Origin of the sequence: Micromonospora sp. NPDC047762 (assembly GCF_043204655.1) — a bacterium.
In the GTDB taxonomy this organism is placed as follows: domain Bacteria; phylum Actinomycetota; class Actinomycetes; order Mycobacteriales; family Micromonosporaceae; genus Micromonospora.
In genome coordinates, this window is sequence record NZ_JBIDCQ010000002.1 from 39,316 (window position 1) to 65,028 (window position 25,713).

Below are 25,713 nucleotides of genomic sequence, written 5' to 3' on the forward strand. Positions count from 1 at the left end.
TCGCCTCGCCTCGGCGATCTTGCAGTTTCGGTCGTCATTATGTTCGGAATGCCCCTTATGTTGGGACAGAAAGTGCAAGATCGCGCGGTTGGGGGGTTTCGGTCAGGAGGACTCCCAGGGCGCAGGCCCAGAGGGGGAACGGGAGCACCGCTACTCGTTCCATGCCGCCCACCCCGAGCCCCAGGCCCTGTTGGGCGGCGAACAGTGTCGTTCCGGCCAGCGCGATGAGCCCGGCGGTGAGAGTGAGCCGGCGCCACCTGCCGAGCGTCGTGCTGCGTGGTGCGAAGCCGGCGAGGAGCAGGCCGACGTTGCCCATTACCATGATCAGGACTGCGCCGAGGACGTGCAGGTTCTCGTCAATGTCGGCCGGGTAGAGGGCCACGAGGGCGTATCCGCCGGCGGCCAGCAGCAGGAGTGTCTGGGCAGTGCGCACCACCGGGCCGCAGCCGAGAACCCGCCAGGTCAGCAGGAGCCCGCCGGCGAGCAGGACGGCGGTGGCCAGTGTCGCGGTGTTCATCAACGGGTGCCACGGTGAGCAGACGTAGCGGGGGCGGGTGGTGTCCCAGACGCCGCAGTGGGCGTTGCCGAGGTCGCTGATGTTGTGGGTGGCCCAACTGTAGGTGGGCTCGCGCCACCGCAGACCGGTGATCAGGCTGGCGACGAGGAAGACGGGCGAGGCCGCGAGCCAGCACAGTGCGCCGACCCGGCCGGTGCGGTTGAGGTTCATGCCTTGAGCAGACCAGTGCGACGGGTATGGGCGCACTACCAGCAGATGGCCGGTTCGGGGTAGGGGTAGCCGTACCCGAAGCCTCGGCGTGGGCGGATGCACCGGGCGGGGCGAGGTCGGTCCCAGCGGATAGGCTGAGCGGCGGTCGAGCAGACGAGTGCGAGAAGGAGCCATCCCGTGCGCCCAGGTGGACAGCCGAACATGCAGCAGATGCTGAAGCAGGCGCAGAAGATGCAGCAGCAGATCGCCGCCGCCCAGGCCGAGCTGGCCGAGGCCGAGCTGACCGGCACCGCCGGCGGCGGGCTGGTCACCGCGACGGTCTCCGGCTCCGGTGAACTCAAGGCCATCAAGATCGACCCGAAGGCCGTCGACCCGGACGACGTGGAGACGCTGGAGGATCTGGTCGTCGCGGCCGTGCACAACGCCGCCGAGGCGGCCCGGGAGCTGACCGAGCGCAAGATGGGCCCGGTCGCCGGCGGCATGGGCGGCCTCGGCCTGCCCGGTTTCTGAGCCGGCAGATGTACGAAGGTGCCATCCAGGATCTGATCGACGAGCTGGGTCGGCTGCCGGGCGTGGGTCCGAAGAGCGCTCAGCGGATCGCGTTCCACGTCCTCTCGGCGGATCCGGCCGACGTAAACCGGCTGGCCGGCGCGCTGCGCAAGGTCAAGGAGCTGGTGCGGTTCTGCACCACCTGCTACAACGTGGCCGAGTCCGAGCAGTGCCGGATCTGCCGCGACCAGCGTCGCACCGAGGAGGTGCTGTGCGTGGTGGAGGAGCCCAAGGACGTGGTGGCCATCGAGCGGACGGGTGAGTTCCGCGGTCGCTACCACGTGCTGGGTGGGGCGATCAATCCGCTGGAGGGGATCGGCCCGGACAATCTGCGCATCCGGGAGTTGATGATCCGGCTCGGTGGCGGCGGGGTGCGGGAGTTGATCCTGGCCACGGATCCGAACACCGAGGGCGAGGCGACGGCCACCTACCTGGCGTTGATGGTGAAGCCGATGGGCATCTCGGTGACCCGGCTGGCCAGCGGGCTGCCGGTCGGCGGCGATCTGGAGTACGCCGACGAGATCACCCTCGGTCGGGCCTTCGAGGGGCGCCGCGCGGTCTGATCGCCTGACGTACGGCCGGTGGCCGGCACCCGTGTGGGTGCCGGCCACCGCTGCGTCTCTGCCCGGAAATGATCTGACACCTGTGCCCTCATCGGGGCTGTTCGACGTAACAGTTTGGCATCGCGGGTGCTGATTGATCGGTTTTTGCCGCTGTTTACCTAAGAATCGAATGTCAAGCGGCGGTTGAGGCACGATCCGATACCAACCGTCCACTCAGCGGTTTCCGGGTGGACGCATCGGGAGCTATGGTCACCGCCATCGGTGACCCCTGTCACCACGTTGTCCGTACCCCCAAGGACGAGGTGAAGCACACATGCGTGCACCCAGGCCGAAGGTCGCGATCGCGGCCATCGCGGTCGCGGCCCTCGCGGTAGCAGGCTGCGCCGAGAGCAACCGCGACGACGACAAATCCGGCGGTAGTAAGAAGGACACCCTCATCTTCGGCGTCGCCGGAGACCCGAAGGTGCTCGACCCGAGCTTCGCCAGCGACGGTGAGTCGCTGCGTGTGGCGCGTCAGGTCTTCGAGACCCTGGTCCGACCGGAGGAGGGTGGCACGAAGGTCACCCCCGGCCTGGCCGAGTCCTGGACCCCGGACGCCGCCGGCACCACGTGGACCTTCAAGCTCCGCTCGGGCGTGAAGTTCCACGACGGCACCGACTTCAACGCCGAGGCCGTCTGCGTCAACTTCAACCGCTGGTACAACGCCAAGGGCCTCATGCAGAGCCCGGACGTGACCGCGTACTGGCAGGACGTCATGGGTGGCTTCGCCAAGAACGAGGACGCGGAGCTTCCGCCGAGCCTCTTCAAGTCCTGCGCCGCCAAGGACGCCACCACCGTGGACCTGGCCTTCACCCGGGTCTCCAGCAAGATCCCGGCCGCGCTGATGCTCCCCTCGTTCTCCATCCACAGCCCGAAGGCGCTGCAGGAGTTCGACGCGAGCAACGTCGCGGGCACCGCCGAGGACATCAAGTACCCGTCGTACGCGACGGAGCACCCGACCGGCACCGGTCCGTTCAAGTTCAAGGCCTGGGACGTCGCCAACAAGACGCTGACCCTGGAGCGCAACGAGGACTACTCGGGCGCCAAGGCCAAGCTGAAGACCCTCATCTTCAAGACGATCTCGGACGAGAACGCCCGCAAGCAGGCGCTGCGCTCCGGCGACATCCAGGGCTACGACCTGGTCGGCCCGGCCGACGTCGAGCCGCTGAAGAGCGAGGGCTTCAACATGCTCACGCGCCCGGCGTTCAACGTGCTCTACCTGGCGATGAACCAGAAGGGCAACCCGAAGCTCGCCGACGTCCGCGTCCGGCAGGCCATCGCGTACGCCCTGAACCGTCAGCAGCTGGTCACCTCCAAGCTGCCGCCGGGCGCCAAGGTCGCCGACAACTTCATGCCGGACACCGTCGAGGGCTGGAACGGCGACGTTCCGAAGTACACCTACGACCCGGCCAAGGCGAAGGCGCTGCTGGCCGAGGCCGGCGCGTCGAACCTGACGCTGAAGTTCCACTACCCGACCGAGGTCACCCGGCCGTACATGCCGAACCCGAAGGACATCTTCGAGTTACTGTCGGCGGACCTGAAGGCCGTTGGGATCACCGTCGAGGCGATCCCGCTGAAGTGGAGCCCGGACTACCTGAACGCCACCACCTCGGGTAGCAAGCACGACATCCACTTCCTGGGCTGGACCGGCGACTACGGCGACGCCTACAACTTCATCGGCACCTTCTTCGACCGGCCGAAGGACGAGTGGGGCTTCAACAACAAGGCCCTGTTCGACCAGTTCAAGGACGCGGACACCACCGCCGACATCGCGGCCCGGACCGAGAAGTACAAGGCCCTGAACAAGTCCGTGATGGAGTTCCTGCCGGGTGTGCCGATCTCGCACTCGCCGCCGGCGATCGTGTTCGGCAAGGACGTGACCGGCGTCAAGGCGAGCCCGCTCACCGACGAGCGCTTCGCCACCGCCGAGTTCAAGTAAGTCCTGATCTGACGCAAGGAACGCGGGCGGGCGCTGTCGCACAGCGCTCGCCCGCAACCCTCCGCACCCCTTCGAGGCCGCCGTGTTCCGGTTCATCGTCAGGCGCCTGCTTCAGCTGATACCCACGCTGTTCGGGCTCTCCATCCTGCTCTTCATCTGGCTCCGCCGGCTCCCCGGCGGCCCCGAGACCGCCATCCTCGGCGAGCGCGGCACGCCCGAGATGCGTGCCGCCATCCGCCGCAACATGGGGCTCGACGAGCCCATCCTGGTCCAGTACGGCCGGTTCGTCCGGCGCATGATCAAGCTCGACCTGGGCACCTCGACCTCCACCAAGCGGGCGGTCACCACGGAGTTCATCGAGCGCTTCCCCGGCACCGTCGAGCTGACCATCACCGCGATGATCATCGCGATCGGCATCGGCATCCCGCTGGGCTACCTGGCCGCCCGCCGTCGCGGCCGTTTTCTGGACCACGCGTCAGTGGGCGGTTCGCTGATCGGCATCTGCATCCCGGTCTTCTTCCTGGGCTACGTGCTCAAGGCGATCTTCTCGGAGAACCTGCACTGGTTCCCGTCCAGCGGCCGGCAGGACCCGACGCTCGAGGCGACCCGGGTCACCAACTTCTTCGTCCTCGACGGGTTGATGACCCGTGAGTGGGACGCCGCCGCCGACGCCCTCTGGCATCTGGTGTTGCCCAGCATCGCGCTGGCGAGCATCCCGCTGGCGATCATCGTCCGGATCACCCGGGCGAGCGTGCTGGAGGTGCTCAACGAGGACTTCGTGCGGACCGCCGAGGCGAAGGGCCTGACCGAGCAGACGGTTCGTCGCCGGCACGTCCTGCGCAACGCCATGCTGCCGGTCGCCACCTCGATCGGTCTGCTCGCGGGCGGCCTGCTCTCCGGCGCGGTGCTGACCGAGACCGTCTTCGCCTTCAGCGGCATCGGAGCGTTCGTCGCCGAGGCCATCGGCCAACGCGACTATCCGGTGCTGATGGGCTTCATCCTGATCATCGCGGTGGTGTACGTGCTGGTGAACCTCCTGGTCGATCTCTCCTACAGCTTCATCGACCCGAGGGTGAGGGTGCGATGACACTCAGCCCAGGCAAGAAGAAGGAAAAGATCGACCGGCTCTCCGAGCTGGCCGCCCGTGACGACGAGCGGGGCGTCAGCCTCTGGCAGGAGGCGTTCCGTCGGCTGCGCACCAACCCTGCCGCGATCGTCGGCGCGGTCATCCTGGCGATCTTCGTGCTGGTCGCGGTGGTCGGCCCGTTCCTCGTGCCGTACGCGGCGACGGACACGATCGGCATCCGGGAGGGGCTGATCAAGCCGGGTGTCATCCCCGGCCCGAACGGCGACCACTGGTTCGGCTACGACCACCAGGGCCGGGACGAGTTCAGCCGGATGATCGTGGGCGCCCGCCAGACCCTGCTGGTCGGCGTGGTCTCCACCCTGATCGGTCTGGCAATCGGCGCGCTGATCGGTGGCATCTCCGGTGCCGCGGCCGGCCTCGGTGGCCGGTGGGGGCGGTGGATCGACACCACCCTCATGCGCTTCATCGACATGCTGCTGGCCATGCCGAGCCTGCTGCTGGCGGTGAGCATCGCCGCCCTGCTCGGGGCCAGCCTGACCACTGTGATGATCGCGGTCGGCGTGGTCTCGGTGCCGGTGTTCGCCCGGCTGCTGCGCGGCTCGATGATCTCCCAGGCCAACAGCGACTACGTGCTGGCGGCGACCTCGCTCGGCGTCAAGAAGTCGAAGATCGCCCTGACCCACGTGGTGCCGAACTCCCTCGCCCCGGTGATCGTGCAGGCCACGCTGACCCTGGCCACCGCGATCATCGAGGCCGCGGCGCTCTCCTTCCTCGGCCTCGGCAACCCGGACACCGCCGTACCGGAGTGGGGGGTCATGCTCGCCGACGCGCAGCAGTACCTCGGCATCCGGCCGTCACTGGCGATCTACCCGGCCGTCGCGATCATCATCACCGCGCTCGGCTTCACCCTGCTGGGTGAGGCGATGCGTGAGGCCCTCGACCCGAAGCTGCGGAAGTAGGCCCGGCAATGGCACTGCTCGAAGTTGAAGATCTCTCCGTCACGTTCGCCCGCCGCGGTCAGCGGGCCGTGCACGCGGTCGACGGGGTGTCCTTCTCGGTCGACGCCGGTGAGGTGGTCGGCCTGGTCGGCGAGTCCGGCTGCGGCAAGAGCGTCACCTCGCTCGCGATCATGGGCCTGTTGCCCAAGCAGCCCGGCCTGCGGGTCGGCGGCAAGGCCGTCTTCGACGGCACTGACCTGCTCCAGCTCGACGACCGGTCGCGGCGGGACATCCGGGGTCGGGACATCGCCATGATCTTCCAGGACCCGCTCTCCTCGTTGAACCCGGTGATCCCCATCGGGTTGCAGGTGACCGAAGTGCTCACCCGGCACCGGGGGATGAAGGGCGAGACCGCGGCGAAGGAAGCGGCGGCACTGCTGGACCGGGTCGGCATCCCCGACCCGAAGCGGCGGCTCAAGGAGTACCCGCACCAGCTCTCCGGTGGCATGCGCCAGCGGGCGCTCATCGCGATGGCGGTGGCCTGCCAGCCTCGGCTGCTGATCGCCGACGAGCCGACCACCGCGTTGGACGTCACCATCCAGGCCCAGATCCTGGAACTGCTCAAGGAACTGGTCCGGGACTCCGGCACCGCGCTACTGATGATCACGCACGATCTGGGCGTGGTGGCCGGCATGTGCGACACCGTCAACGTGCTCTACGGCGGCCGGGTGGTGGAGACGGCCCGCCGTCGTCCGCTGTTCCGCCAGCCGCGTCACCCGTACACAGTGGGTCTGCTCGGCTCGGTGCCGCGCCTGGACGCCGGGCGGGGCGAGAAGCTCAACCCGATTCCCGGTTCGGTCCGCGACCTGCTGCCGTGGCCGGACGGGTGCGCCTTCGCCCCGCGCTGCGCCCGCCGGATCGACGAGTGTGTGGGTGAGCCGCCGGAGCTGGTGCACGCGCACGACGGACGGAGCTACCGGTGCGTCAACCCGGAGCCGCTGCCGGGCCTGGTGCCCACCCCGCGCGAGGAGGAAGCGTGAGCGAGCGTAGCGAGCGAACCATCAGGCACAGCAGCGTGGCGTCTCACGCCGGCGCGGAGCGAAGCGGAGTGCTGGCGTGAGTGACGACGACATCCTCGTCGAGGTGCGCGACCTGAAGGTGCACTTCCCGATCAAGCGGGGGGTGCTCTTCGACCGGGTGGTCGGCCAGGTGAAGGCCGTCGACGGGGTCGACCTGAGCATCGCGCGCGGCAAGACGTACGGCCTGGTGGGTGAGTCCGGCTGCGGCAAGTCCACGTTGGGCAGGGCGCTGCTCCAGCTCACCCCGCCGACCGCCGGTGAGGTCAGCTTCGACGGCGTCGAGCTGACGACGCTGCCGTCCGGCAAGCTGCGCAGCATGCGTCGCCGGATGCAGATGATCTTCCAGGATCCGATGTCCAGCCTCGACCCCCGGCAGAACGTCGAGTCGATCCTGACCGAGGGCCTCCAGACCCACGGGATCGGCACCGACCGCACCGACCGTCGACGGATCATCGGCGAGACCCTGGACGCGGTCGGGCTGCCGCGCTGGGCGCTCTCCCGCTACCCGCACGAGTTCTCCGGTGGGCAGCGGCAGCGCATCGGCATCGCCCGCGCGCTGGTGCTCGGGCCGGAGCTGATCGTCGCCGACGAGCCGGTCTCGGCGCTCGACGTGTCGATCCAGGCCCAGGTGGTCAACCTGCTGGACGAACTCCAGGACAGCCTGGGGCTCACCTACCTGGTGATCGCGCACGACCTCGCTGTGGTCCGGCACATCTCCGACACGGTCGGCGTGATGTATCTGGGCGCACTGGTGGAGGAGGCGCCGAGCGACCGGCTCTACACCGAGCCGCTGCACCCGTACACCCGGGCGCTGATGTCGGCGGTGCCGGTGCCGGACCCGGACGTGGAGGACCGCCGGGAGCGGATCCTGCTCGCCGGTGACCTGCCGTCGCCGGCCAACCCGCCGACCGGCTGCCGCTTCCACACCCGCTGCCCGTGGGCGCAGCCCACCCGCTGCGCCGACGAGCGACCGGTGCTGCGGGACATCGGCGCCAGCCGGGTGGCCTGCCACTTCGCGGAGCAGATCGCCAGCGGCGAACTGCGCCCGCACGGGGTCAGCGCGCAGATCGTCCGGCCCGAGGGCGAGGGGGACGCGCCGAGCGTTGTGTCCGCGCCCACCGAGCCCGGCTCGTACGTCTGAGACTGGACGCGGTGCCGGCGGTCGTCAGCCCTCGGGGCGGTTCAGCAGCCCCACCGCGACGCCGTGCACCGCGTCCAGCCCGGCCGGGTCGGCCAGCGTGACCGACGTGCCGGTCACCGCGTACCACTCGTCCGCGTCCTTGTACTGCACCCGCACTGTGACCTTGCCGTCCGCGTACTCGGTGCGCAGGGTCAGGTCCCCGGTGACGACGCCGACCTCGTCGGTCATCACGCCGCCGGGGCCGGGCACGATGTCGGTGGTGCGGCTCTGCGGGCCGGCCGCCCCGCTCGAATCCGCGACCATGCCGGCACCCGGCACGGCGGCGGGAGTCTCGGCGGTGCCGTCCGCGGTCATGCCGGCGGCGGACGGGCCGCTCTCCTCGGCGGTGGTCACCAATCGCTCCCCACTCAACAGCCCTCCAACATGTCGGTCAGGGCGGCCTTCTCGGCGCTGGTCACCGTCAGCTTCCAGTAGTGCTTGACCGTCACCCAGTCCTGGGCGTATTTGCACCAGTAAGACCGGTCTGCCGGTTTCCACTGCGACGGGTCCTGGTCACCCTTTGCCCGGTTGGACGAGGCGGAAACCGCGAAAAGCTGCGGACGGGTGGTGTCGTTGGCGAAATCGCCGCGCTTCGCGTTGTCCCACTCGTCGGCACCCGAGCGCCACGCGTTGGCCAACGGCACCATGTGGTCGATGTCCACGTCGGAGGGATCCGAGAAGCTGCGACCGTCGTACACGCTCTCCCAGCGCCCACCGACCACGTTGCAGCCGGAGAGCTTCACGTCCTTGCCGTCGCGCTGGAGGATGCTGTCCCGGATATCGCAGTTCTTGCCGGTGTCCCGCCAATGCGGGAAACGCTCCCGGCTGTAGCCCTTCATCGAGCCGGCGGTGGCGACGGTCAGCTGACTCAGCTGCTCAGCGGCGTTGCCGCCGTCGCTCGACGGCGGTGTGGTCGGTTCATCCTGCGGGACGCAACCGGCCACGCCGAGCGCCAGCGCCGCGGTGAGCACGGCCACCGCCGCTCGCGGTCCTGATCTGGTACGCACAGACGACACCTCTCCAGCTTGGGGGCTCCCGGCGATTGCGCACAGTACCCGGGCACGGTTTCGGCGTTTCGTGGCGTCTCCCACATGATGCAAGGCAGATTGGTGGGATGACCGCACCCGTACCGGCGACGGCCCTCCGGATGGGCACCACCGCCGGCCGGGGCACGCTGCTCGCCGCCGTACTCGCCTCTGGAATGGTCTTCCTCGACAGCACCGTCGTCAACGTGGCGCTGCCGAAACTTGGGCAGGACCTCGGCGCGAACGTGGCCGATCTCCAGTGGACCATCAACGGCTACCTGCTGATGCTGGCGGCGTTCGTGCTGCTCGGCGGCGCGCTGGGCGACCGCTTCGGCCGGCGACGCATATTCCTCATCGGCGTGGTCTGGTTCACCGCCGCCTCCGTGCTCTGCGGGCTGGCCCAGGACACCGGCATGCTGATCGCCGCCCGGTTCCTCCAGGGCGCCGGGGGCGCGCTGCTCACGCCCGGGTCGCTGTCGGTGCTCCAGGCGAGCTTCCATCCCGACGACCGGGGCCGGGCGATCGGTGCCTGGGCCGGGCTGTCCGGGGTCTCCACCGCGCTGGGGCCGTTCATCGGGGGCTGGCTGATCGACGCGCTCTCCTGGCGCTGGATCTTCTTCCTCAACCTGCCGATAGCCGTTCTCGTGCTGCTGGCCGCCCTGCGCTGGGTGCCGGAGAGCCGGGACGAGAGCGCCTCCCGCACCGAGGAGCGGGGTCGGACCCGACGACGGTTCGACGTCGCCGGAGCCCTGCTCGGAGCGCTCGCGCTCGCCGGCGTCACCTACGCCCTGATCGACGCGCCGGCCCGCGGGTTCGACTCCGCCGAGGTGCTGATCGCCGCCCTGGTCGGGGTGCTCTCCGCAGTGGCCTTCGTCCTGCTGGAACGGCGACGTGGCGACACCGCCATGCTGCCCACCGGCCTGTTCAGCAGCCGACTCTTCTCGGTGTTGAACATCTTCACCGTTGTCGTCTACGCGGCGCTCGGCGGCTTCACCTTCTTCTTCGCCGTCTACCTGCAGAACGTGGTCGGCTGGTCGGCCTTCCGCACCGGCATCGCGTTGCTGCCGATGACCCTGCTGCTGCTGGTCGGCTCCGCGCGCGCCGGTGCGCTGTCCGCCCGGATCGGCCCACGGCTGCCGCTGGCCATCGGACCGGTGGTCGCCGCAGTCGGCCTGCTGCTGTTGCGCGGCGTGGGACCGGGCGCGTCGTACTGGCGGGACGTGCTGCCCGGGGTGCTGCTCTTCGGCATCGGGCTGACCCTGGTGGTGGCACCGCTCACCGCGTCGGTGCTGGCCGCCGTGCAGGACCGGTTCTCCGGGGTGGCCAGCGGGTTCAACAACGCCGCGTCCCGCGCCGGCGGCCTGCTCGCGGTGGCGGCGCTGCCGCTGCTGGTCGGGCTCTCCGGCGGCGGGTACGAGCAGAAGGCCGAGCTGACCGACGCGTTCCGGGGCGCGATGGAGTGGTGTGCGGGGCTGCTCGTGGCCGGCGCGCTGCTGGCCCTCGTGCTGGTCCACCGACCGCCCCGGAAAGCCCCGCCGTCCCAGCCCTGCCACTCACTGCCCGCCGCGACACCCCCGAAGTAGGAAGCCACTTCGGGGGTGTCGCGCGCAGGTCAGCGGCGGGCGCGGTTGACGGCGCTGGTGACCGCCTTGATCGACGCTGTGACGATGTTGGCGTCGGTGCCGACACCCCAGACCGTCCTGCCGTCCACCTCACACTCCACGTACGCGGCGGCCTGCGCGTCACCACCCGAGGAGAGCGCGTGCTCGTGGTAGTCGAGCACCCGTACGCCCACCCCGACCGACTGGAGCGCGTTCACGTACGCGTCGATCGGGCCGTTGCCGACAGCGGCGAGCGAGCGCTGCTCGCCGCCCACACCGACCTGGGCCTCGATCTCGACCTTGCCGTCCACCGTGCCGATCGTGTAGCCGGCCAGCCGGACCGCCGGGTCGGGCTGGTGGTCGAGCAGGTAGTGCGTCGCGAAGATCTCCCACATGGCGGCCGGGTCGACCTCGCCGCCGTCGTGGTCGGTGACCTGCTGCACCACCCCGGAGAACTCGATCTGGAGCCGGCGCGGCAGGTCCAGTTGGTGCTCGCTCTTCATGATGTACGCGACGCCGCCCTTGCCGGACTGCGAGTTGACCCGGATGACCGCCTCGTAGGTGCGGCCCAGGTCCTTCGGGTCGATTGGCAGGTACGGCACCGCCCAGGTGTGCTCGTCCACCGGCACGCCGGCCGCCTTCGCGTCGGCGGCGAGGGCGTCGAAGCCCTTCTTGATCGCGTCCTGGTGGGAACCGGAGAAGGCGGTGTAGACCAGGTCGCCCGCGTACGGGTGGCGCTCGTGCACCGGCAGTTGGTTGCAGTATTCGACCGCTCGCCGGACCTCGTCGATGTTCGAGAAGTCGATCATCGGGTCGATGCCCTGGGAGAAGATGTTGAGCCCCAGGGTCACCAGGTCGACGTTGCCGGTGCGCTCACCGTTGCCGAACAGGCAGCCCTCGATGCGGTCCGCGCCGGCGAGCAGGCCCAGCTCGGCGGCGGCCACACCGGTGCCCCGGTCGTTGTGCGGGTGCAGGCTCAACACCACGCTGTCCCGGCGCGGCAGGTGCCTGTGCATCCACTCGATCGAGTCGGCGTACACGTTGGGGGTGGCCATCTCGACTGTGGCCGGCAGGTTGATGATCAGCGGTCGGTCCGGGGTCGGGTCGATCACGTCGATCACCCGGGAGCAGACCTCCAGCGCGTACTCCAGCTCGGTGCCCGTGTACGACTCCGGCGAGTACTCGTAGAAGATCTCCGTGTCCGGGGTGTGGATCTCGGCGTACTTCTGGCAGAGCCGCGCCCCGGTGGTGGCGATGTCGGCGATGCCGTCCCTGTCCAGGCCGAAGACCACCCGCCGCTGGAGGGTGGAGGTCGAGTTGTAGAAGTGCACGATGGCCCGCTTCGCGCCGCGCAGCGACTCGAACGTCCGGTCGATCAGGTGCTCCCGGCACTGCGTGAGCACCTGGATGGTGACGTCGTCCGGGATCATGTCGTCTTCGATGAGCTGCCGGACGAAGTCGAAGTCGGTCTGGCTCGCCGACGGGAAACCGACCTCGATCTCCTTGTAGCCCATCTGGACCAGTAGCTGGAACATCCGGCGCTTGCGCTCGGGCGACATCGGGTCGATCAGTGCCTGGTTGCCGTCGCGGAGATCCACGGCGCACCAGCGGGGGGCGGCCTCGACGGTGCGGGTGGGCCAGGTGCGGTCCGGGAGTTCGACCCGGAACTGCTCCCCGTACGGCTGGTAGCGGTGGTACGGCATCCGGCTCGGGCGTTGCCGGGCGATCGGATCGGTTTCAGCGTCGGTGACAGGTTGAGCCATCTCGGAGTGCTCCCTGGAACATGTGGCGTCAGCAGATCGGAAGGTGTCGGCGAGATGCCGGGCGACGGTGCGCGGCGGTGCCGAGAGGAAAATCGGATGTGCTGGACGGCGCGATGCAACTCCGCGACGAGGTGCCGGCCGGTCAGGCCTCGTCGCGGCGGCTAAGGAGGAGCAGCGCCTGCCACATGACCAAGTCACCCTACGTGATGGAACGGTGGGTGGAAAGACAGGTCCGGACTATGGGACCGGGGTCATGGCCGGCGCCGCGGCCTCGGCACCCAGGCGCGGCGTGCGCCCGGCCCAGGCCACCGCAGGCACGATCGCCAGCCCGACCAGCACGAAGATCGCTGCCGTCGGTAACCAACCCCACCCGCCGGTGGTCACCCCGAGCGCGGTCAGTCCGGCCGGCGCGATCAGGTACTGCACCTGCACGCCGAGTTCGAGCGCCCCCACGTACGCGCCGCGCTGGTTGGCCGGTGGCAGGGTGGCGGTGAGCCCCCAGGTGCCGGCCGACTCGATCAGCTCGGCCAGGATGAGTACCGTCGCCGCGACCACCAGCACCACGATGGTGAGCCAGCCCCGGGTGAACCCGGAGATCGGCAGGGCCAGACAGAACAGGGCGATCAGCAGTCCACCCCGACGGGAGGCCCGGGCCGCGCCCGCCGCGCTGTCCGCGCCCCGGCTCACGCGTACCTGGAGCAGCACGACCAGGACCGTGTTGAGCAGCACCAGAGCGGCGATGACCGTCTTCGGGGCGTCGGTGTGGGTGAGGATCCAGAGCGGCATGACCGTCAGGTAGAGCGCCTGGTGTGCGGTGAGCAGCCCGGAGAGCAGGGACACCGTCATGAACGGGCGGTCCCGCAGCACGGCGAGCCGACTCATCGGCTCCACCGGCCTCCGCACCTGCGGCAGTCGAGGCAGTCGGCGCACGAAGAGGGCCGTCACCAGGAAGACCGTCGAGATGAACCAGACCATCCCCCGGTACGCCTCGATCGTGTCCACTGCCAGCACCAGGCCGCTGATCACCGCGCCGAGCCCGAAGCCGACGTTCAGCGACGAGCGCTGGTACGCCATCGCCGTGACCCGTTCGGCCGGCGCGAGCGCGTTGATCGAGTAGACCTGCCGGGCCACGCCGACAGCGGCGTCCACGGCTGCCAGCGCCACCACCACGGCGAGGAACCCCGCGAAGCCGCCCACGAAGGGGTAGGTCGCGAACAGCGCCGCGTTCAGCACCAGCCCCACCACCCAGACCCGCTGCGGTCCGTACCGGTCGGTGAGCCCACCCAGCGACACCGTGCCCAGCAGCGTCACCCCCGCCGCGACGGAGAGCCCCAACCCCACCTGGGCGGCGCTGAGCCCGAGCGCCCGGGTGAAGAAGACGGCGCTGCCGGCGTGGAACAGGCCGCTGCCGACGGCGTAGACCATGGCCTGCACGGCCAGGGCGCGGGTCAGCCCGGCCGGCGGTACGACGTCTCGAACGGCGGTACGGATGGTTTCTCTGGTCCCCATGTTGGGGGAGTGAATCGGGTCCCCATGACCTCGGTCGAATCTTTTAGGCTGGACCGAATCCTGCTCCTGGGGGGCGTGTGTCCGAGTTGCGGTTCAGCCTGGCCGACGTGGCGGGAGTGCGGCTCGCCGTGTCACCGGTCAACGAGACGGTCATGAGCATGTGGGCGCTGGCCAACCCGGTCCGCTACGCGGTGCACCTGCCCTGGATCGACCGGGCCCGGGTGACGTTGCATCGTCCCGAAGTGGCCGACCGGGTCCGGCCTCTGGTGGGGTTGGTCGTGCCGGGTCGCTGGCTGCCCGACTTCCTCACCCCGGCGGCCCGACCGAACGTGGAGATGGCCGAGCAGCTCGACCAGATCGCCGCGACGCCGCCGGCCGTGGTGGTCCAGGACCTGCTGGCGACCACCTGGCAGAAGCCGCTGAGCCCGTTCGGGCGGGCGCTGCTCGCCGACCCCGGCGGGCTGCTGCCGCAGGTCGTCGACGCGGTGCGGGTCTGGTACGACGAGGCGATAGCCCCGGACTGGCCGCGGATGCGGGCGCTGCTCGACGCCGACGTGGCGTATCGGGCCGCCCAGCTCGCCGAGAGCGGCGCCGGCCGGTTCTTCGAGCACCTCCACCCGAGCCTGCGGTGGCACGGCGACCGGGTGATCAGCGACGACACGTTCGAGCGGGACTTCGACCTCCGTGGTCGTGGGCTGGCGCTGAACCCGACGGTGTTCACCGAGCAGCACGTGCTGTGGAACCTGCTTGAGGATTCGCTGCCGGCCGGCGCGTACCCGGTCCGTGCCGTCGGGACGCTCTGGGAGGCGACCGCGTCGCCGCCCGGCGACCCACTGGCACGGGTGATCGGGCCGGGCCGGACCACGCTGCTGTACCTGCTCGAGACGGCGCTGACCACCACCGACCTGGCCCGACTCACCGGGATGTCCGCCGGAAACGTCTCCCAGCACCTGGCCGCGTTGCACGGCGCCGGCCTGGTGTCCCGGTTCCGCGAGGGCCGGCACGTGCGCTATCGCAACACCGATGCCGCGGCGGTCCTTCTCCGGGCCAGCCGGGGCGAGTGAGCCCGGCGACCGATCACCGCAGCAGCAGCTCGGCGACCGGATGGCGGTGCCGCAGGCCGGTCTCCCGGGCGTGCAGGTCGGCCGGGAGGTCGAACGGGTTGCCGAGTCGTCCGACGGCGGCGACCACCAACGGGCGGACGTCGCCGGGCAGGTCGAGTTCGGTGGCGAGGCCGGCCCGGTCGAACCGGGTGAGCTGGTGTACGTGCAGGCCGAGCGCTGTGGCCTGCACCGTCAGGTGGGCGATCGCCTGCCCCAGGTCGTACGCCGCCTGCTCGGTGTTCAGGCCGGTGTGTGCGCCGACCACCAGGGTCGCGGCGTGCCGGATCCAGATCTGGTCGTCGACCGGGAGGTTGATCAGGATCCGTTTCCAGGTCTCGTCGTCGCGGTGGCCGAGGGCGAACCGCCAGGGCTGCCCGTTCTCCGCCGACGGGGCCCAGCGCGCGGCCTCAAGCAGCGAGGCGGACTCCTCCGGGGTCAGCTCGGCGCCCGGGTCGAAGGCTCGTGGACTCCAGCGGTAGGCGAGCAGCGGGGTGAGATCGGCCATACACCGGATCGTCCTGTATGGGTGATTCGCCCCTCAGGATGGGGTGGCCGAATGTGGGCAAGAGCACCCGTAACGGGACGAAGATCAGGGCGTTCCCGCGCCCGGGCTCTCCGACGGGTCCGGGGTCGGCGGCGCAGCGGTGTCGAGCGGCTCCCGGTCGATCACCACCGGGCCGGCCAGCTGCACGGTGGCCGGTGCCGGGCCGGGTGCGGCGGCCAGCCTCAGCGTCCCGGCCCCGGTCTGGACGCCGGTGGGTGTGCCGTCCTGGTCGTAGCAGTAGATGCCCACATCCAGCGGGGCGTTCAGCGACGCCGAGGTGGAATCCACCGAGTAGCAGGTGCCGGTGAGGCCGTCGGGCGTCCTGGCCGGGGCGACGGCCAGAGGCGCGCGTCGGTCGGTGAGCACGTCCAGCCAGTCGGTGAGCAGGTGCTGGACCCGGGGGTCCGAACGGCGTGGAACCGCGTCGTCGCGATCACCCAGGCGTACGCAACTCGCCGACTCGGCCCGACCGGCCGACGGCAGGGCGCACTGGAACAGCCCGTCGGCCGTGCTGGCCATCGAGACGTCGGCGGTGCCACCCAGGGCGCCCCCCGGCACGTCGACCCGCCAGCTGCCGTCGTTCGCGCTGGTGAACACGATGGTGCGATCCGATTGACCCGTCTGGCTGTAGACGTACTGGGCCACCAGGTGACGGTCCTGAGCCGCCGCGGCCAGCGCGGCCAGCTCGTCCCGCGCGGCGTCCACCTCGACCGGCCCCGGGTCGACTGGCGGCGGAGTCGGAGGCTGCTCGCTGGTGCAGGCGACCAGGAGGGCTGGCAGGGCGAGGACGAGCGGCCCGATCACGCGGCCGGCCGAGCGGATGAGGACGGGCACCGGCCCATTCTGGTGGGTGCGGGCGGTTGGCGGGTGCCGGCGCGTACCTGGCTCGTCCCGGCGTGTCGGGCGGGGCGTCCCGGCGCACCCGTCCGACCTGGTGGGACCGCCCCGGCCGGTCCCGGCCGGGCCGGATGGTGGGATCACCTGACCCGGCTTCGTTATCCGCCGGATACCCTCATGAGGTCTGACACGCGCCGCCGGCCCCGGTTCCGGCGGCGTCGGCACGCTCAGGGTCGCTGGGAGGGAGTGCACCGTCGTGGCACTCGTGGTGCAGAAGTACGGCGGGTCCTCCGTCGCCAACGCCGAGCGGATCAAGCGGGTGGCCGAGCGCATCGTCGCCGCCCGCAAGGCCGGCGACGACGTGGTGGTGGTGGTCTCCGCGATGGGTGACACCACCGACGAGCTGCTCGACCTGGCCAACCAGGTCAGCCCGCTGCCGCCGGGCCGCGAACTGGACATGCTGCTCACCGCCGGGGAGCGGATCTCCATGGCCCTGCTGGCCATGGCCATCCACAACCTGGGGTACGAAGCCCGCTCGTTCACCGGTTCGCAGGCCGGCGTGATCACCACCTCGGTGCACGGCCGCGCCCGGATCATCGACGTCACCCCCGGGCGGCTCAAGGGAGCGCTCGACGAGGGTTCGGTGGTCATCGTGGCCGGCTTCCAGGGCGTCTCGCAGGACACCAAGGACGTCACCACGCTGGGTCGCGGTGGTTCGGACACCACCGCCGTGGCGCTCGCCGCCGCCCTGCACGCCGACGTCTGCGAGATCTACACCGACGTGGACGGCATCTTCACCGCCGACCCGCGGATCGTGCCCAACGCCCGCCACATCCAGCACATCACCTACGAGGAGATGTTGGAGCTGGCCGCGTGCGGCGCGAAGGTGCTGCACCTGCGTAGCGTGGAGTACGCCCGGCGGGCGGGGTTGCCGATCCACGTCCGTTCGTCATACTCGACCAACACCGGCACGATGGTCACCGGATCGATGGAGGACCTTTCCGTGGAGCAGGCACTGATCACCGGGGTCGCGCACGACCGCAGCGAGGCCAAGATCACGATCGTCGGGGTGCCCGACGAGCCGGGTGCCGCCGCGCGGATCTTCGACACCGTCGCCGGCGCCGAGATCAACATCGACATGATCGTGCAGAACGTCTCCACCGAGGGCACCGGCCGGACGGACATCTCGTTCACCCTGCCCAAGGCCGACGGCCCCACCGCGATGGCCGCGCTCAGCAAGATCCAGGAGCCGGTCAAGTTCAAGGGCCTGCTCTACGACGACCACGTCGGCAAGGTCTCGCTGATCGGCGCGGGCATGCGCTCGCACCCCGGGGTGGCGGCCGGCTTCTTCGCCGCCCTCGGCGCGGCCGGGGTCAACATCGAGATGATCTCCACCTCCGAGATCCGGGTCTCCGTGGTCTGCCGGGACACCGACCTCGACGCCGCCGTCCGCGCCATCCACGACGCGTTCGAGCTGGGCGGCGACACCGAAGCCGTGGTCTACGCGGGGACGGGTAGGTAGCGCCGATGACGGCGCTGCCCACCCTCGCCGTGGTCGGAGCGACAGGTGCCGTCGGCACGGTGATGTGTGAGCTGCTTACCGGCCGACGCAACGTCTGGGGCGAGATCCGGCTGCTCGCCTCCGAGCGCTCCGTCGGCCGCCGGGTGCGCTGCCGGGGCGAGGAACTCGTCGTCCAGGCGCTGACCCCCGAGGCGTTCGACGGGGTCCAGGTGGCCATGTTCGACGTGCCCGACGAGGTCTCCGCCGAGTGGGCGCCGATCGCCGTCGCCCGCGGCGCGATCGCTGTCGACAACTCCGGCGCGTTCCGGATGGACCGCGACGTCCCGCTGGTCGTTCCGGAGATCAACCCCGAGCAGGTCCGCAACCGGCCCCGGGGCATCATCGCCAACGCCAACTGCACCACCCTCGCGATGATCGTCGCCGTCGCGCCGCTGCACCGCGAGTACGGCCTCCGAGAGCTGGTGCTCGCCTCCTACCAGGCGGTCTCCGGAGCCGGTCAGTCCGGCGTCGACATCCTGCACGACCAACTCACCAAGGTCGCCGGCGACCGGGCGCTCGGCTCGCGCACCGGCGACGTACGCCAGGCGGTCGGCGACGACCTGGGCCCGTTCCCGGCACCCATGGCGCTCAACGTGGTCCCGTGGGCCGGCTCCCCGGCGGACAGCGGCTGGTCTTCGGAAGAGATGAAGATCCGCAACGAGTCGCGGAAGATCCTCGGCCTCCCCGACCTCAAGGTCTCCGCCACCTGCGTCCGGGTGCCGGTGGTCACCGCCCACTCGGTAGCGGTGCACGCGGTCTTCGCCACCGAGGTCGACGCCGAGGGTGCTCGCGAGGCACTGCGCAACGCACCGGGGGTGATCCTGGTCGACGACCCCGCGGCCGGCGAGTTCCCGATGCCGATCGACGCCGTCGGCACCGACCCGTCCTGGGTCGGCCGGATCCGCCGTGCCCTGGACGACCCCCGCGCCCTCGACTTCTTCGTCACCGGCGACAACCTCCGCAAGGGTGCTGCCCTCAACACGGCCCAGATCGCCGAACTCCTGGCCAAAGAACTCCGCACCCCCTAACCCCCGCTGCCTCCCCGCGCCGGTCCAGCGCGGCGTCTCCCTGCGCCGGTCCTGCGCCGCCCGCCCCTGCGCCGCCCCTGCGCGCGGCGCGGTTGCCCCCTACCGCGGCCCTGCCCCCTGACCCGCGTCGATCATGGACTTGTGGTGGGGGGCGTTCACCCCTTCCGGGGCTAAAGCGCCCACCCCAAGTCCATGATCGATCTGGCCTTGAGGCTCGGGGCGCCCTCCGCTGCGGCGATCTTGCAGTTTCTGTGGCGGCATAAAGGATTAGAGCGACAAAACGACAACCGGAAGTGCAAGATCGCCCGGGGCGTGGGGCGTGGGGCGTGGGGCGTGGGGCGTGGGGCGTGGGGCGTGGGGCGTGGGGTGTGGGGTGTGGGGTGTGGGGCGTGGGTTAGGCGGCGGAGAGGAGGACGCCGTCTCGGCCTTGGCGTTTGACCGCGTAGAGGGCCTGATCGGCTCGCTTCAAGGTGCGGTCGGGGGTTTCGCCGGGGCGGGGTAGTGCGACGCCCACGCTGATCGTGCGGCCGATGCGGCGGGCCGCCTCGGTGAGCCGTTCGGCGATCCGGACCGCCTCCTCCGGGCGGCTCACCTCGATCACCGCGACGAACTCGTCGCCGCCGATCCGGTACAACTCGTCGCCGTGCCGCAGCGCCCCCTCCAGCGCCCGGGCCAACCCGACCAGCACCCGGTCACCGGCCTGGTGGCCGTACGTGTCGTTCACGGTCTTGAAGCCGTCCACGTCGATCGCCAGCAGGGCCGTACGGCCGGGGGTGGCCGCAGCGATCCGCTGCCCGAACGGGCCGGTGTGCTGCAACCCGGTCAGCGGGTCGCTGCTTGCCTGCTCCCGCAGCCGGGACAGCGTGCGCAGCCGGTCCACGCTCGTCCAGGCCTGCCCGGCGAGCAACTCCATCAGGCTGACCGTGGTCGGGTCCGGGCGCAGTGCGCGTTCGTCGGCGACCAGCAGCACCCCACCGGCGTCCGTGGGCCCGACCGGCACGGCGACCAGTGTGCGTACCCCCGCCCGGGTCAGCGGGCGGTAGTCCTCGGTCGGCGGATGCCCGGCCTCGCCCAGCGTGTACCCGGCGCCGTACCGGTGCGCCCGCTCGACCATCCGGTCAAGGGCGGCAGGACCCGCCGCGGCCAGCTCGGCGCGGATCCGGGTCTCCAGGTCGCTCGGCGTCGCCGGGGACGGGCCGAGCTGGCCGCCGATCAGCAGCAGTGCGGTGGAGAGCGTGGAGACCTCCCGGGCGGCGCGGGCCGCCGCCCCCATCACCTCTCCCTCGGTCGGGGCGGAGGAGAGCGCGGACGCGTGCCGGAGCAGCTTCTCGCTGCGGCTCTCCACCGGTGGGCCACCGAGGGCGGCGATCCGCGCACCGAGCCCGTCGGCCAGCCGCTGCGCGGTCTCCCGCCACGGCTCCAGGTCCGTCGGCTCGCTCCACTGAAGGTCGAGTACGCCGATCGCCCGGCCCGTCGGGTCCAGCACCGGTACGCACAGTTCGGCGGTCACGTCCGGGCGTACCGGCAGGTAGTCCGGGTCGACCGTGACGTCCGGGACGACGGCAGGAGCGCCGGTCGCGTACACCCGGCCGACGATGCCGGTCCGTGCCGGGACCGTGGCGAAGACCTGCCAGGCCCCGGTCGCCGCGACGCAGCGCAGGCGGTCGTGGGCCGCGAGGAGTACGGAGATGGTCGCCGGGGTGTGGCGGGACAGTGCGGTGACCGTCCACCGACACGCCTCGGGTGTGCTCGACGCCATCGGCAGGCGGACGGTGACGTCACGGATGACTCGCTGATGATCCACTCGCACGTCGTTCCAGGTAGGGGAGGGGTCCGGCTGACGCCGAACCGCTCGATCAAGCGTACTCACGGTGGCGGGTCAGCGACCTTCGTACACACGTGCTATCCACAGGCTGTGGACGCGGCCTGTGGACGCCTGCCCCCGGGATGGCGCGCCCGGCGATAGCCTGAAGCACCCCGGCGTCGAGGAGGCGAGCCCGTGCTCATCGCCCAGCTCAGTGACCCGCACCTGACCACCGGCCTGCTCGCCGCGGAACCCGCCGCCGGGTTGCACCGGGCGCTCGGTCGGGTGCTGGCGTTGCGGCCCCGCCCGGACTGTGTGGTGATCACCGGCGACCTGGCCGACCACGGGAAGCCCGAGGAGTACGCGGCGCTGCGCGAGGTGATCGGCGCTTTCCCGCTGCCGGTGCACCTGGCCACCGGTAACCATGACGACCGGGAGTCGCTGCTCGACGCGTTCGGGGGCACGCCGTGGCTCGGCGGCGGCTTCTCGGCCTACTACCACGTCGACCACGAAGCGGTGTCGGTCGTGGTGCTCGACTCGCTCGTCCCCGGCAGTGACGGCGGCCAACTCGGCGAGGAGCAGCTCGGCTGGCTCGACGGGGTGCTGGCCGGGCGGCCCGAGGTGCCCGCCGTGCTCTTCCTGCACCACCCACCGGTCGCGGTCGGCATCCCGGCGGCGGACACCATCCGGCTCGCCGACGGTGATGGCCTCGCCGAGGTCATCGGCCGGCACCGGCACGTCGTCCGGGTCGCCGCCGGCCACCTGCACCGCCCGGTCACCACGGCGTACGCGGGCACGGTCCTCACCGTGGCCCCCAGCACCTGGAAGCAGAGCACGCTCACCATGAGCGCCGACGAGCAGATCGGTTGGGTCCACGAGCCCACCGCCTTCCTGCTGCACTCGGTCGAGTCTGGCGGCTGCGTGACCCACACCGTGCAGGTCAGCCACTCCACCGGGCAGACCTGCGGCTTCTGAAGGGCTACGTCGTGCTGGCCTGGTACGTCTCGTACGGCTCGAACATGCACGCCGCCCGGCTGGCCTGGTACATCGGTGGCGGCTGCCCGCCCGGCGGAAAGCGGACGTACCCGGGCTGCCGCGACCGGCGCCCACCCAGCCGGTCGACGCCCGTGTCGCTGCCCGGCGGCATCTACTTCGCCGGCGAGTCCGGTGCCTGGACCGGCGGCATGGCCTTCTACGACCCGCACCTGCCGGGCGAGGCCGCGGCCCGCGCCTACCTGGTCACCCTGGAGCAGTTCACCGACATCGCGGCCCAGGAGATGTACCGCCCGCTGGGCGACACGACCGAGCTGATCCCCGCGACCGGCGCGGCCATCGACGCCGCCGTCGCCAACGGACGGGCCACGCTCGGCCCGGGGCGGTACGAGACGCTGATCTGCCCGGGTAGCCGCGACGGTGTTCCGATGCTCACCTTCACCGCCCCCGAGGGGGCGTCAGCCGTGCCGTGCCGACCTCCGGCGCCGATCTACCTCGGCATGATCGCCCGAGGGCTGCGCGAGTCGCACGGCTGGCCGGCCGAGCGGATCGCCACCTACCTGGCGGCCCGGCCGGGCGTGGCGGGCACCTGGCCAGCGGACGCCGTCACCGCAGTGGTCGACAAGGCGCTGGCCGAGGGCTGACCCGCCGGCTCGCGCCTCCGCGGCCGCTGGTCAACCGAGCAGGAACTCGCGCAGCGCGGGGGCCAGCGTCGTCGGGGGCACGTCGTGGTAACCGCCGTCGAGGCTCACGGACCGGCCGCCCGGCACGGCCTCGGCCGCCGCCCGACTGGCGTCCCGCAACCACTGTGGACTGCCGGTGCTGTCCACTGCGAGGGTCGGCGCGGTGATGGTCGCCAGCCGGTCGGCGGGGAGTCGCCCGCCGGCCGTGACGATCGCGTCGTACACCAGGGTGTGCGCGATCGCCGTCAGCCCACCCCACATCGGTTGCGACCGCATCCCGCTGATCTGCTCGGCCGGCAGCCCCACCGAGGCGCTGAGGAAGATCTCCACCGCGCCGTCCCGGTCGTCGTTGGCGATCAGCTCGATGAGCTGCGGTGTGATGTCCTTGCCGACGCCCACGTGCGGACCGACCCGGAACGGTGGCTCGAACATGACCAACCTGGTCACCGGTAGACCCTGTGCGGTGGCGAGGGCGGCCAGGACGGCCCCGGAGGAGATGCCGTAGACGGCGGCGGAACCACCCGCCGCCGCGAGCAGGGCGGCCAGGTCGTCGATCTCGCGGCCGACCTCGTACGGCGCGGTGTCACCGCTGTAGCCCCGACCGCGACGGTCATAGTTGAAGACGGTGAAATCCGGTGCCAGCGCGGCACCCAGGTCGCGGGTCGCGCCGCGATCGCTGAACGCGCCCCCGACGAGGACGACCGCCGGCCCGGCACCGGACCGCTCGAACGCGATGGGCGTGCCGTCGACCGATCGCACCTGCTCCGCCACGGGTGTCGTTCCGCTCACGATGCCGTCCCCATTCCTCGTAGGCTGCCCTGTCCTTTCTAGACCCTGGGTCCGACGTTGTCCGGCAGACCGCGTTGAACGATGATCGATAACGGCCTCGGCGTACGCGCTGCTCCGATGCGCTGCCCGGGTCGACCGGTGGGCGTCCGGATGAGAGGCTGTCGGGGCGGGGGCCATGCTCAACCACCGTCATCCGCGACCCTTTCGACGGCGTCCGTCGGCGGCCCCGGTCGACCCAGAGGCCAGGCACCGTACGCGCCGATTCTCACGAGGAGATCCATGTTCATACCCGGGATGCGTCGGGCCGCTGTCGGCCTGACCGCGCTCGCGGTGGCCGCTTTCGGCGCGGTCGCCACCAGCCCTGAGCAAGCCGACGCGCGGCCGAAGCCGGTCGACGTCACCCTGCTCGCCCTCAACGACTTCCACGGCAACCTCGAACCGCCGAGCGGATCCAGCGGCACCATCGCCGGGCAGACCGCCGGTGGCGTCGAGTTCCTGGCCACCCACCTTGCCGAGCTGCGCGCCGCAGCCAAGAAGAAGAACACCATCACCGTCGCCGCCGGCGACCTGATCGGCGCGTCCCCGCTGCTCTCGGCCGCGTTCCACGACGAGCCGACCATCGAGGCGCTGAGCATGGCCGGGCTGGACTACGCCAGCGTCGGCAACCACGAGTTCGACGAGGGAGCCGCCGAGCTCCTGCGGATCCAGAACGGCGGCTGCCACCCGGTGGACGGCTGCATCGACGGCACCCCCTACCGGGGAGCCGGCTTCCAGTACCTGTCCGCGAACGCCTTCAAGACCGCCACCGGCAAGCCGCTGATGGCGCCGTACGCGATCCACAAGGTGCAGGGCGTCAAGGTCGGCTTCATCGGCATGACCCTGGAAGGCACCCCGCAGATCGTCAGCCAGCAGGGCGTCGCCGGCCTCAGCTTCGCCGACGAGGCGGACACCGCCAACCGGTACGCGCGCGAGCTGCGCCGCAAGGGCGTACAGGCGATCGTCGTCCTGCTGCACGAGGGTGGCACCCAGGCCGCGACCGGCGGGATCAACGACTGCGTCGGCATGACCGGCCCCATCGTGGACATCACCAACCGGATGGACCCGTCGATCGACGTGGTGGTCAGCGGGCACACCCACCAGGCGTACAACTGCGACATCAACGGCAAGCTGGTCACCAGTGCCAGCTCGTTCGGTCGCCTGGTCACCGACATCGACCTGAAGATCGATCGCCGGAGCGGAGACGTGATCTCCGCCGCCGCGAACAACGTCGTGGTCACCCGCGACGTCGCCAAGGACCCGAGGCAGACCGCGCTGATCAACCGGTACAAGACAGTGCTCGGCCCGGTCGCCGGACGCCAGGTCGGCGTGACCAGCCAGGCGATCACCCGGAGCCAGGAAACCCTCTTCGGTACGAGCCTGGGCGAATCGCCACTGGGCAACCTGATCGCCGACGCGCAGCTCGCCGCCACCGACGACGAACAGAACGCCGTCGCCGCCTTCATGAACCCGGGTGGGGTCCGAGCCGACCTCGACGCCGGCCCGGTCACCTACGAGGAGGCGTTCACGGTGCAGCCGTTCGCCAACAACCTGGTGACACTGGACCTCACCGGCACGCAGCTCTACTGCGTACTGGAGCAGCAGTTCGTCACCGGTCGGACCCTGTACCCGTCGGCCACAGTGGGCTACGTGGTCGACCCGAACGGCACCACCGGTACGGTCGCCGACCCGTGCGCCGGCACCCGCGTGGTCCGGGGCAGCCTCACCCTCGGCGGCACCACCGTCGACACCGCCGCCACCTACCGGGTGACGGTGAACAACTTCCTGGCCGGCGGAGGCGACGGCTTCAGCGCCCTCACCGGCGGCACGAACCTGGTCACCGGCCAGATCGACCTGGACGCCTTCGTCGACTACCTGACCGCCCAGTCGCCGGTCTCCGCACCGACGCTGGACCGGATCCGCACCACCGCCGAGGTCCCCGCCGCCTGACGGCCGACTTTCGCGACATCGGGCCCCGGAGCACCAGCTCCGGGGCCCGACCCGTCCCAGCCCTCGCGGGGTCGCGCTTGTGCCTGTCCTTGGTCGTGCTTGCCCGCGCCGCGCTGCCCGCCCTGGCTGCCCGCGCACGCCCCCTTAGGCAAGATCGCGCTCGAACATGGATGTAGTGGCATCGGTGCGGCGGGATACCACTACATCCAGGATTGAGCGCGATCTTGGTCTGCGACAAGGTCATTGGCGGGTTCAATCAGGCGGATCCGCGCAACTTCTCCGATGTTGCTGTCTCCCGCGCGCCCGAGGCACCAACTTCCGGGAAGTTGTGCGGATCTTGGTGCAAGGTGCGGTGCACGGCGGGGCGGGGCGGAGGGTGCGTTGAG

23 protein-coding genes are annotated in these 25,713 nt (G+C 70.7%); 14 read left to right on the forward strand and 9 right to left on the reverse strand.

Translation table 11 applies throughout. The features are described from left to right. Positions 1 to 55 precede the first annotated feature (55 nt). On the reverse strand, positions 56 to 727 hold the full coding sequence (locus ACGF3C_RS05690; protein WP_393219182.1) for a DUF998 domain-containing protein: 672 nt from the start codon (positions 725 to 727) through the stop codon (positions 56 to 58). A 201-nt stretch (positions 728 to 928) separates the two neighbouring features. Between ACGF3C_RS05690 and ACGF3C_RS05695 the strand changes: the two genes are divergently transcribed. From ACGF3C_RS05695 to ACGF3C_RS05725, 7 genes are all read left to right on the forward strand, one after another. Beyond that, positions 929 to 1,237 carry a YbaB/EbfC family nucleoid-associated protein gene (locus ACGF3C_RS05695; RefSeq protein WP_007466279.1) on the forward strand — a complete coding sequence of 103 codons (309 nt, stop codon included), beginning with the start codon at positions 929 to 931 and terminating at the stop codon, positions 1,235 to 1,237. A gap of 8 nt (positions 1,238 to 1,245) precedes the next feature. Further along, positions 1,246 to 1,839, forward strand: a complete 594-nt coding sequence (gene recR, locus ACGF3C_RS05700; RefSeq protein WP_210780747.1) for a recombination mediator RecR — start codon at positions 1,246 to 1,248, stop codon at positions 1,837 to 1,839. Positions 1,840 to 2,152: 313 nt separating this feature from the next. Next, positions 2,153 to 3,817 carry an ABC transporter substrate-binding protein gene (locus tag ACGF3C_RS05705; protein ID WP_357235494.1) on the forward strand — a complete coding sequence of 555 codons (1,665 nt, stop codon included), beginning with the start codon at positions 2,153 to 2,155 and terminating at the stop codon, positions 3,815 to 3,817. Between the two features lie 82 nt (positions 3,818 to 3,899). Then, on the forward strand, positions 3,900 to 4,904 hold the full coding sequence (locus ACGF3C_RS05710; RefSeq protein ID WP_357233403.1) for an ABC transporter permease: 1,005 nt from the start codon (positions 3,900 to 3,902) through the stop codon (positions 4,902 to 4,904). Next, positions 4,901 to 5,863: an ABC transporter permease gene (locus ACGF3C_RS05715; protein ID WP_357233405.1), complete on the forward strand. Its 963-nt coding sequence runs from the start codon at positions 4,901 to 4,903 to the stop codon at positions 5,861 to 5,863. Before ACGF3C_RS05710 ends, ACGF3C_RS05715 begins: the two co-directional genes overlap by 4 nt. Before the next feature lie 8 nt (positions 5,864 to 5,871). Next, the gene (locus ACGF3C_RS05720) at positions 5,872 to 6,882 is read left to right on the forward strand and encodes an ABC transporter ATP-binding protein (protein WP_393219187.1); all 1,011 of its coding nucleotides are present in this window, start codon (positions 5,872 to 5,874) and stop codon (positions 6,880 to 6,882) included. A gap of 76 nt (positions 6,883 to 6,958) precedes the next feature. Then, complete coding sequence (locus tag ACGF3C_RS05725; RefSeq protein ID WP_357233409.1) at positions 6,959 to 8,062, forward strand: oligopeptide/dipeptide ABC transporter ATP-binding protein; 1,104 nt, start codon at positions 6,959 to 6,961, stop codon at positions 8,060 to 8,062. A 24-nt stretch (positions 8,063 to 8,086) separates the two neighbouring features. Here ACGF3C_RS05725 and ACGF3C_RS05730 read toward each other — a convergent pair whose 3' ends face one another. Next, the gene (locus tag ACGF3C_RS05730; RefSeq protein ID WP_393220714.1) at positions 8,087 to 8,476 is read right to left on the reverse strand and encodes a hypothetical protein; all 390 of its coding nucleotides are present in this window, start codon (positions 8,474 to 8,476) and stop codon (positions 8,087 to 8,089) included. Further along, positions 8,470 to 9,108: an HNH endonuclease family protein gene (locus tag ACGF3C_RS05735; RefSeq protein WP_357204478.1), complete on the reverse strand. Its 639-nt coding sequence runs from the start codon at positions 9,106 to 9,108 to the stop codon at positions 8,470 to 8,472. The genes ACGF3C_RS05730 and ACGF3C_RS05735 overlap by 7 nt, the downstream gene beginning before the upstream one ends. 107 nt (positions 9,109 to 9,215) lie before the next feature. Here ACGF3C_RS05735 and ACGF3C_RS05740 point away from each other — a divergent pair, with 107 nt between their 5' ends. Further along, positions 9,216 to 10,709 carry an MFS transporter gene (locus ACGF3C_RS05740; protein ID WP_393219191.1) on the forward strand — a complete coding sequence of 498 codons (1,494 nt, stop codon included), beginning with the start codon at positions 9,216 to 9,218 and terminating at the stop codon, positions 10,707 to 10,709. A gap of 29 nt (positions 10,710 to 10,738) precedes the next feature. Here the strand turns inward: ACGF3C_RS05740 and leuA are convergent, their stop codons facing one another. Both leuA and ACGF3C_RS05750 read right to left on the reverse strand, forming a co-directional pair. Then, complete coding sequence (leuA, locus tag ACGF3C_RS05745; protein WP_357229453.1) at positions 10,739 to 12,490, reverse strand: 2-isopropylmalate synthase; 1,752 nt, start codon at positions 12,488 to 12,490, stop codon at positions 10,739 to 10,741. A gap of 237 nt (positions 12,491 to 12,727) precedes the next feature. Continuing rightward, positions 12,728 to 13,999, reverse strand: coding sequence for an MFS transporter (locus ACGF3C_RS05750; protein ID WP_357229455.1), 1,272 nt, complete (start codon positions 13,997 to 13,999; stop codon positions 12,728 to 12,730). Between the two features lie 77 nt (positions 14,000 to 14,076). On the opposite strand from ACGF3C_RS05750, the gene ACGF3C_RS05755 reads away from it, so the two are divergent. Next, positions 14,077 to 15,063 carry an ArsR family transcriptional regulator gene (locus ACGF3C_RS05755; RefSeq protein WP_393219195.1) on the forward strand — a complete coding sequence of 329 codons (987 nt, stop codon included), beginning with the start codon at positions 14,077 to 14,079 and terminating at the stop codon, positions 15,061 to 15,063. Positions 15,064 to 15,076: 13 nt separating this feature from the next. Here ACGF3C_RS05755 and ACGF3C_RS05760 read toward each other — a convergent pair whose 3' ends face one another. Both ACGF3C_RS05760 and ACGF3C_RS05765 read right to left on the reverse strand, forming a co-directional pair. After that, positions 15,077 to 15,607 (reverse strand): nitroreductase family protein, encoded by a 531-nt coding sequence (locus ACGF3C_RS05760; protein ID WP_357229461.1) that lies wholly within the window; start codon positions 15,605 to 15,607, stop codon positions 15,077 to 15,079. A gap of 84 nt (positions 15,608 to 15,691) precedes the next feature. Next, entirely contained in the window at positions 15,692 to 16,480 is a 789-nt protein-coding gene (locus ACGF3C_RS05765; protein WP_357229464.1) for a hypothetical protein, read from the reverse strand. 259 nt (positions 16,481 to 16,739) lie between these two features. On the opposite strand from ACGF3C_RS05765, the gene ACGF3C_RS05770 reads away from it, so the two are divergent. Together ACGF3C_RS05770 and ACGF3C_RS05775 are read left to right on the forward strand one after the other, a co-directional pair. Continuing rightward, positions 16,740 to 18,005, forward strand: a complete 1,266-nt coding sequence (locus ACGF3C_RS05770) for an aspartate kinase (protein WP_030489892.1) — start codon at positions 16,740 to 16,742, stop codon at positions 18,003 to 18,005. 5 nt (positions 18,006 to 18,010) lie between these two features. After that, the gene (locus ACGF3C_RS05775) at positions 18,011 to 19,072 is read left to right on the forward strand and encodes an aspartate-semialdehyde dehydrogenase (RefSeq protein WP_091403390.1); all 1,062 of its coding nucleotides are present in this window, start codon (positions 18,011 to 18,013) and stop codon (positions 19,070 to 19,072) included. 394 nt (positions 19,073 to 19,466) lie between these two features. Here ACGF3C_RS05775 and ACGF3C_RS05780 read toward each other — a convergent pair whose 3' ends face one another. Then, positions 19,467 to 20,876: a diguanylate cyclase gene (locus tag ACGF3C_RS05780; protein ID WP_393219200.1), complete on the reverse strand. Its 1,410-nt coding sequence runs from the start codon at positions 20,874 to 20,876 to the stop codon at positions 19,467 to 19,469. Positions 20,877 to 21,071: 195 nt separating this feature from the next. On the opposite strand from ACGF3C_RS05780, the gene ACGF3C_RS05785 reads away from it, so the two are divergent. After that, a complete protein-coding gene (locus tag ACGF3C_RS05785) occupies positions 21,072 to 21,851 on the forward strand; it encodes a phosphodiesterase (protein WP_393219203.1) in 780 nt (259 codons plus the stop codon). Positions 21,852 to 21,862: 11 nt separating this feature from the next. Then, a complete protein-coding gene (locus tag ACGF3C_RS05790) occupies positions 21,863 to 22,513 on the forward strand; it encodes a histone deacetylase (protein ID WP_393219210.1) in 651 nt (216 codons plus the stop codon). A gap of 30 nt (positions 22,514 to 22,543) precedes the next feature. Here the strand turns inward: ACGF3C_RS05790 and ACGF3C_RS05795 are convergent, their stop codons facing one another. Further along, positions 22,544 to 23,341: an alpha/beta fold hydrolase gene (locus tag ACGF3C_RS05795; protein ID WP_393219213.1), complete on the reverse strand. Its 798-nt coding sequence runs from the start codon at positions 23,339 to 23,341 to the stop codon at positions 22,544 to 22,546. 279 nt (positions 23,342 to 23,620) lie between these two features. Here ACGF3C_RS05795 and ACGF3C_RS05800 point away from each other — a divergent pair, with 279 nt between their 5' ends. Further along, positions 23,621 to 25,327 (forward strand): bifunctional metallophosphatase/5'-nucleotidase, encoded by a 1,707-nt coding sequence (locus ACGF3C_RS05800; protein ID WP_357226912.1) that lies wholly within the window; start codon positions 23,621 to 23,623, stop codon positions 25,325 to 25,327. Positions 25,328 to 25,713: the final 386 nt, after the last annotated feature.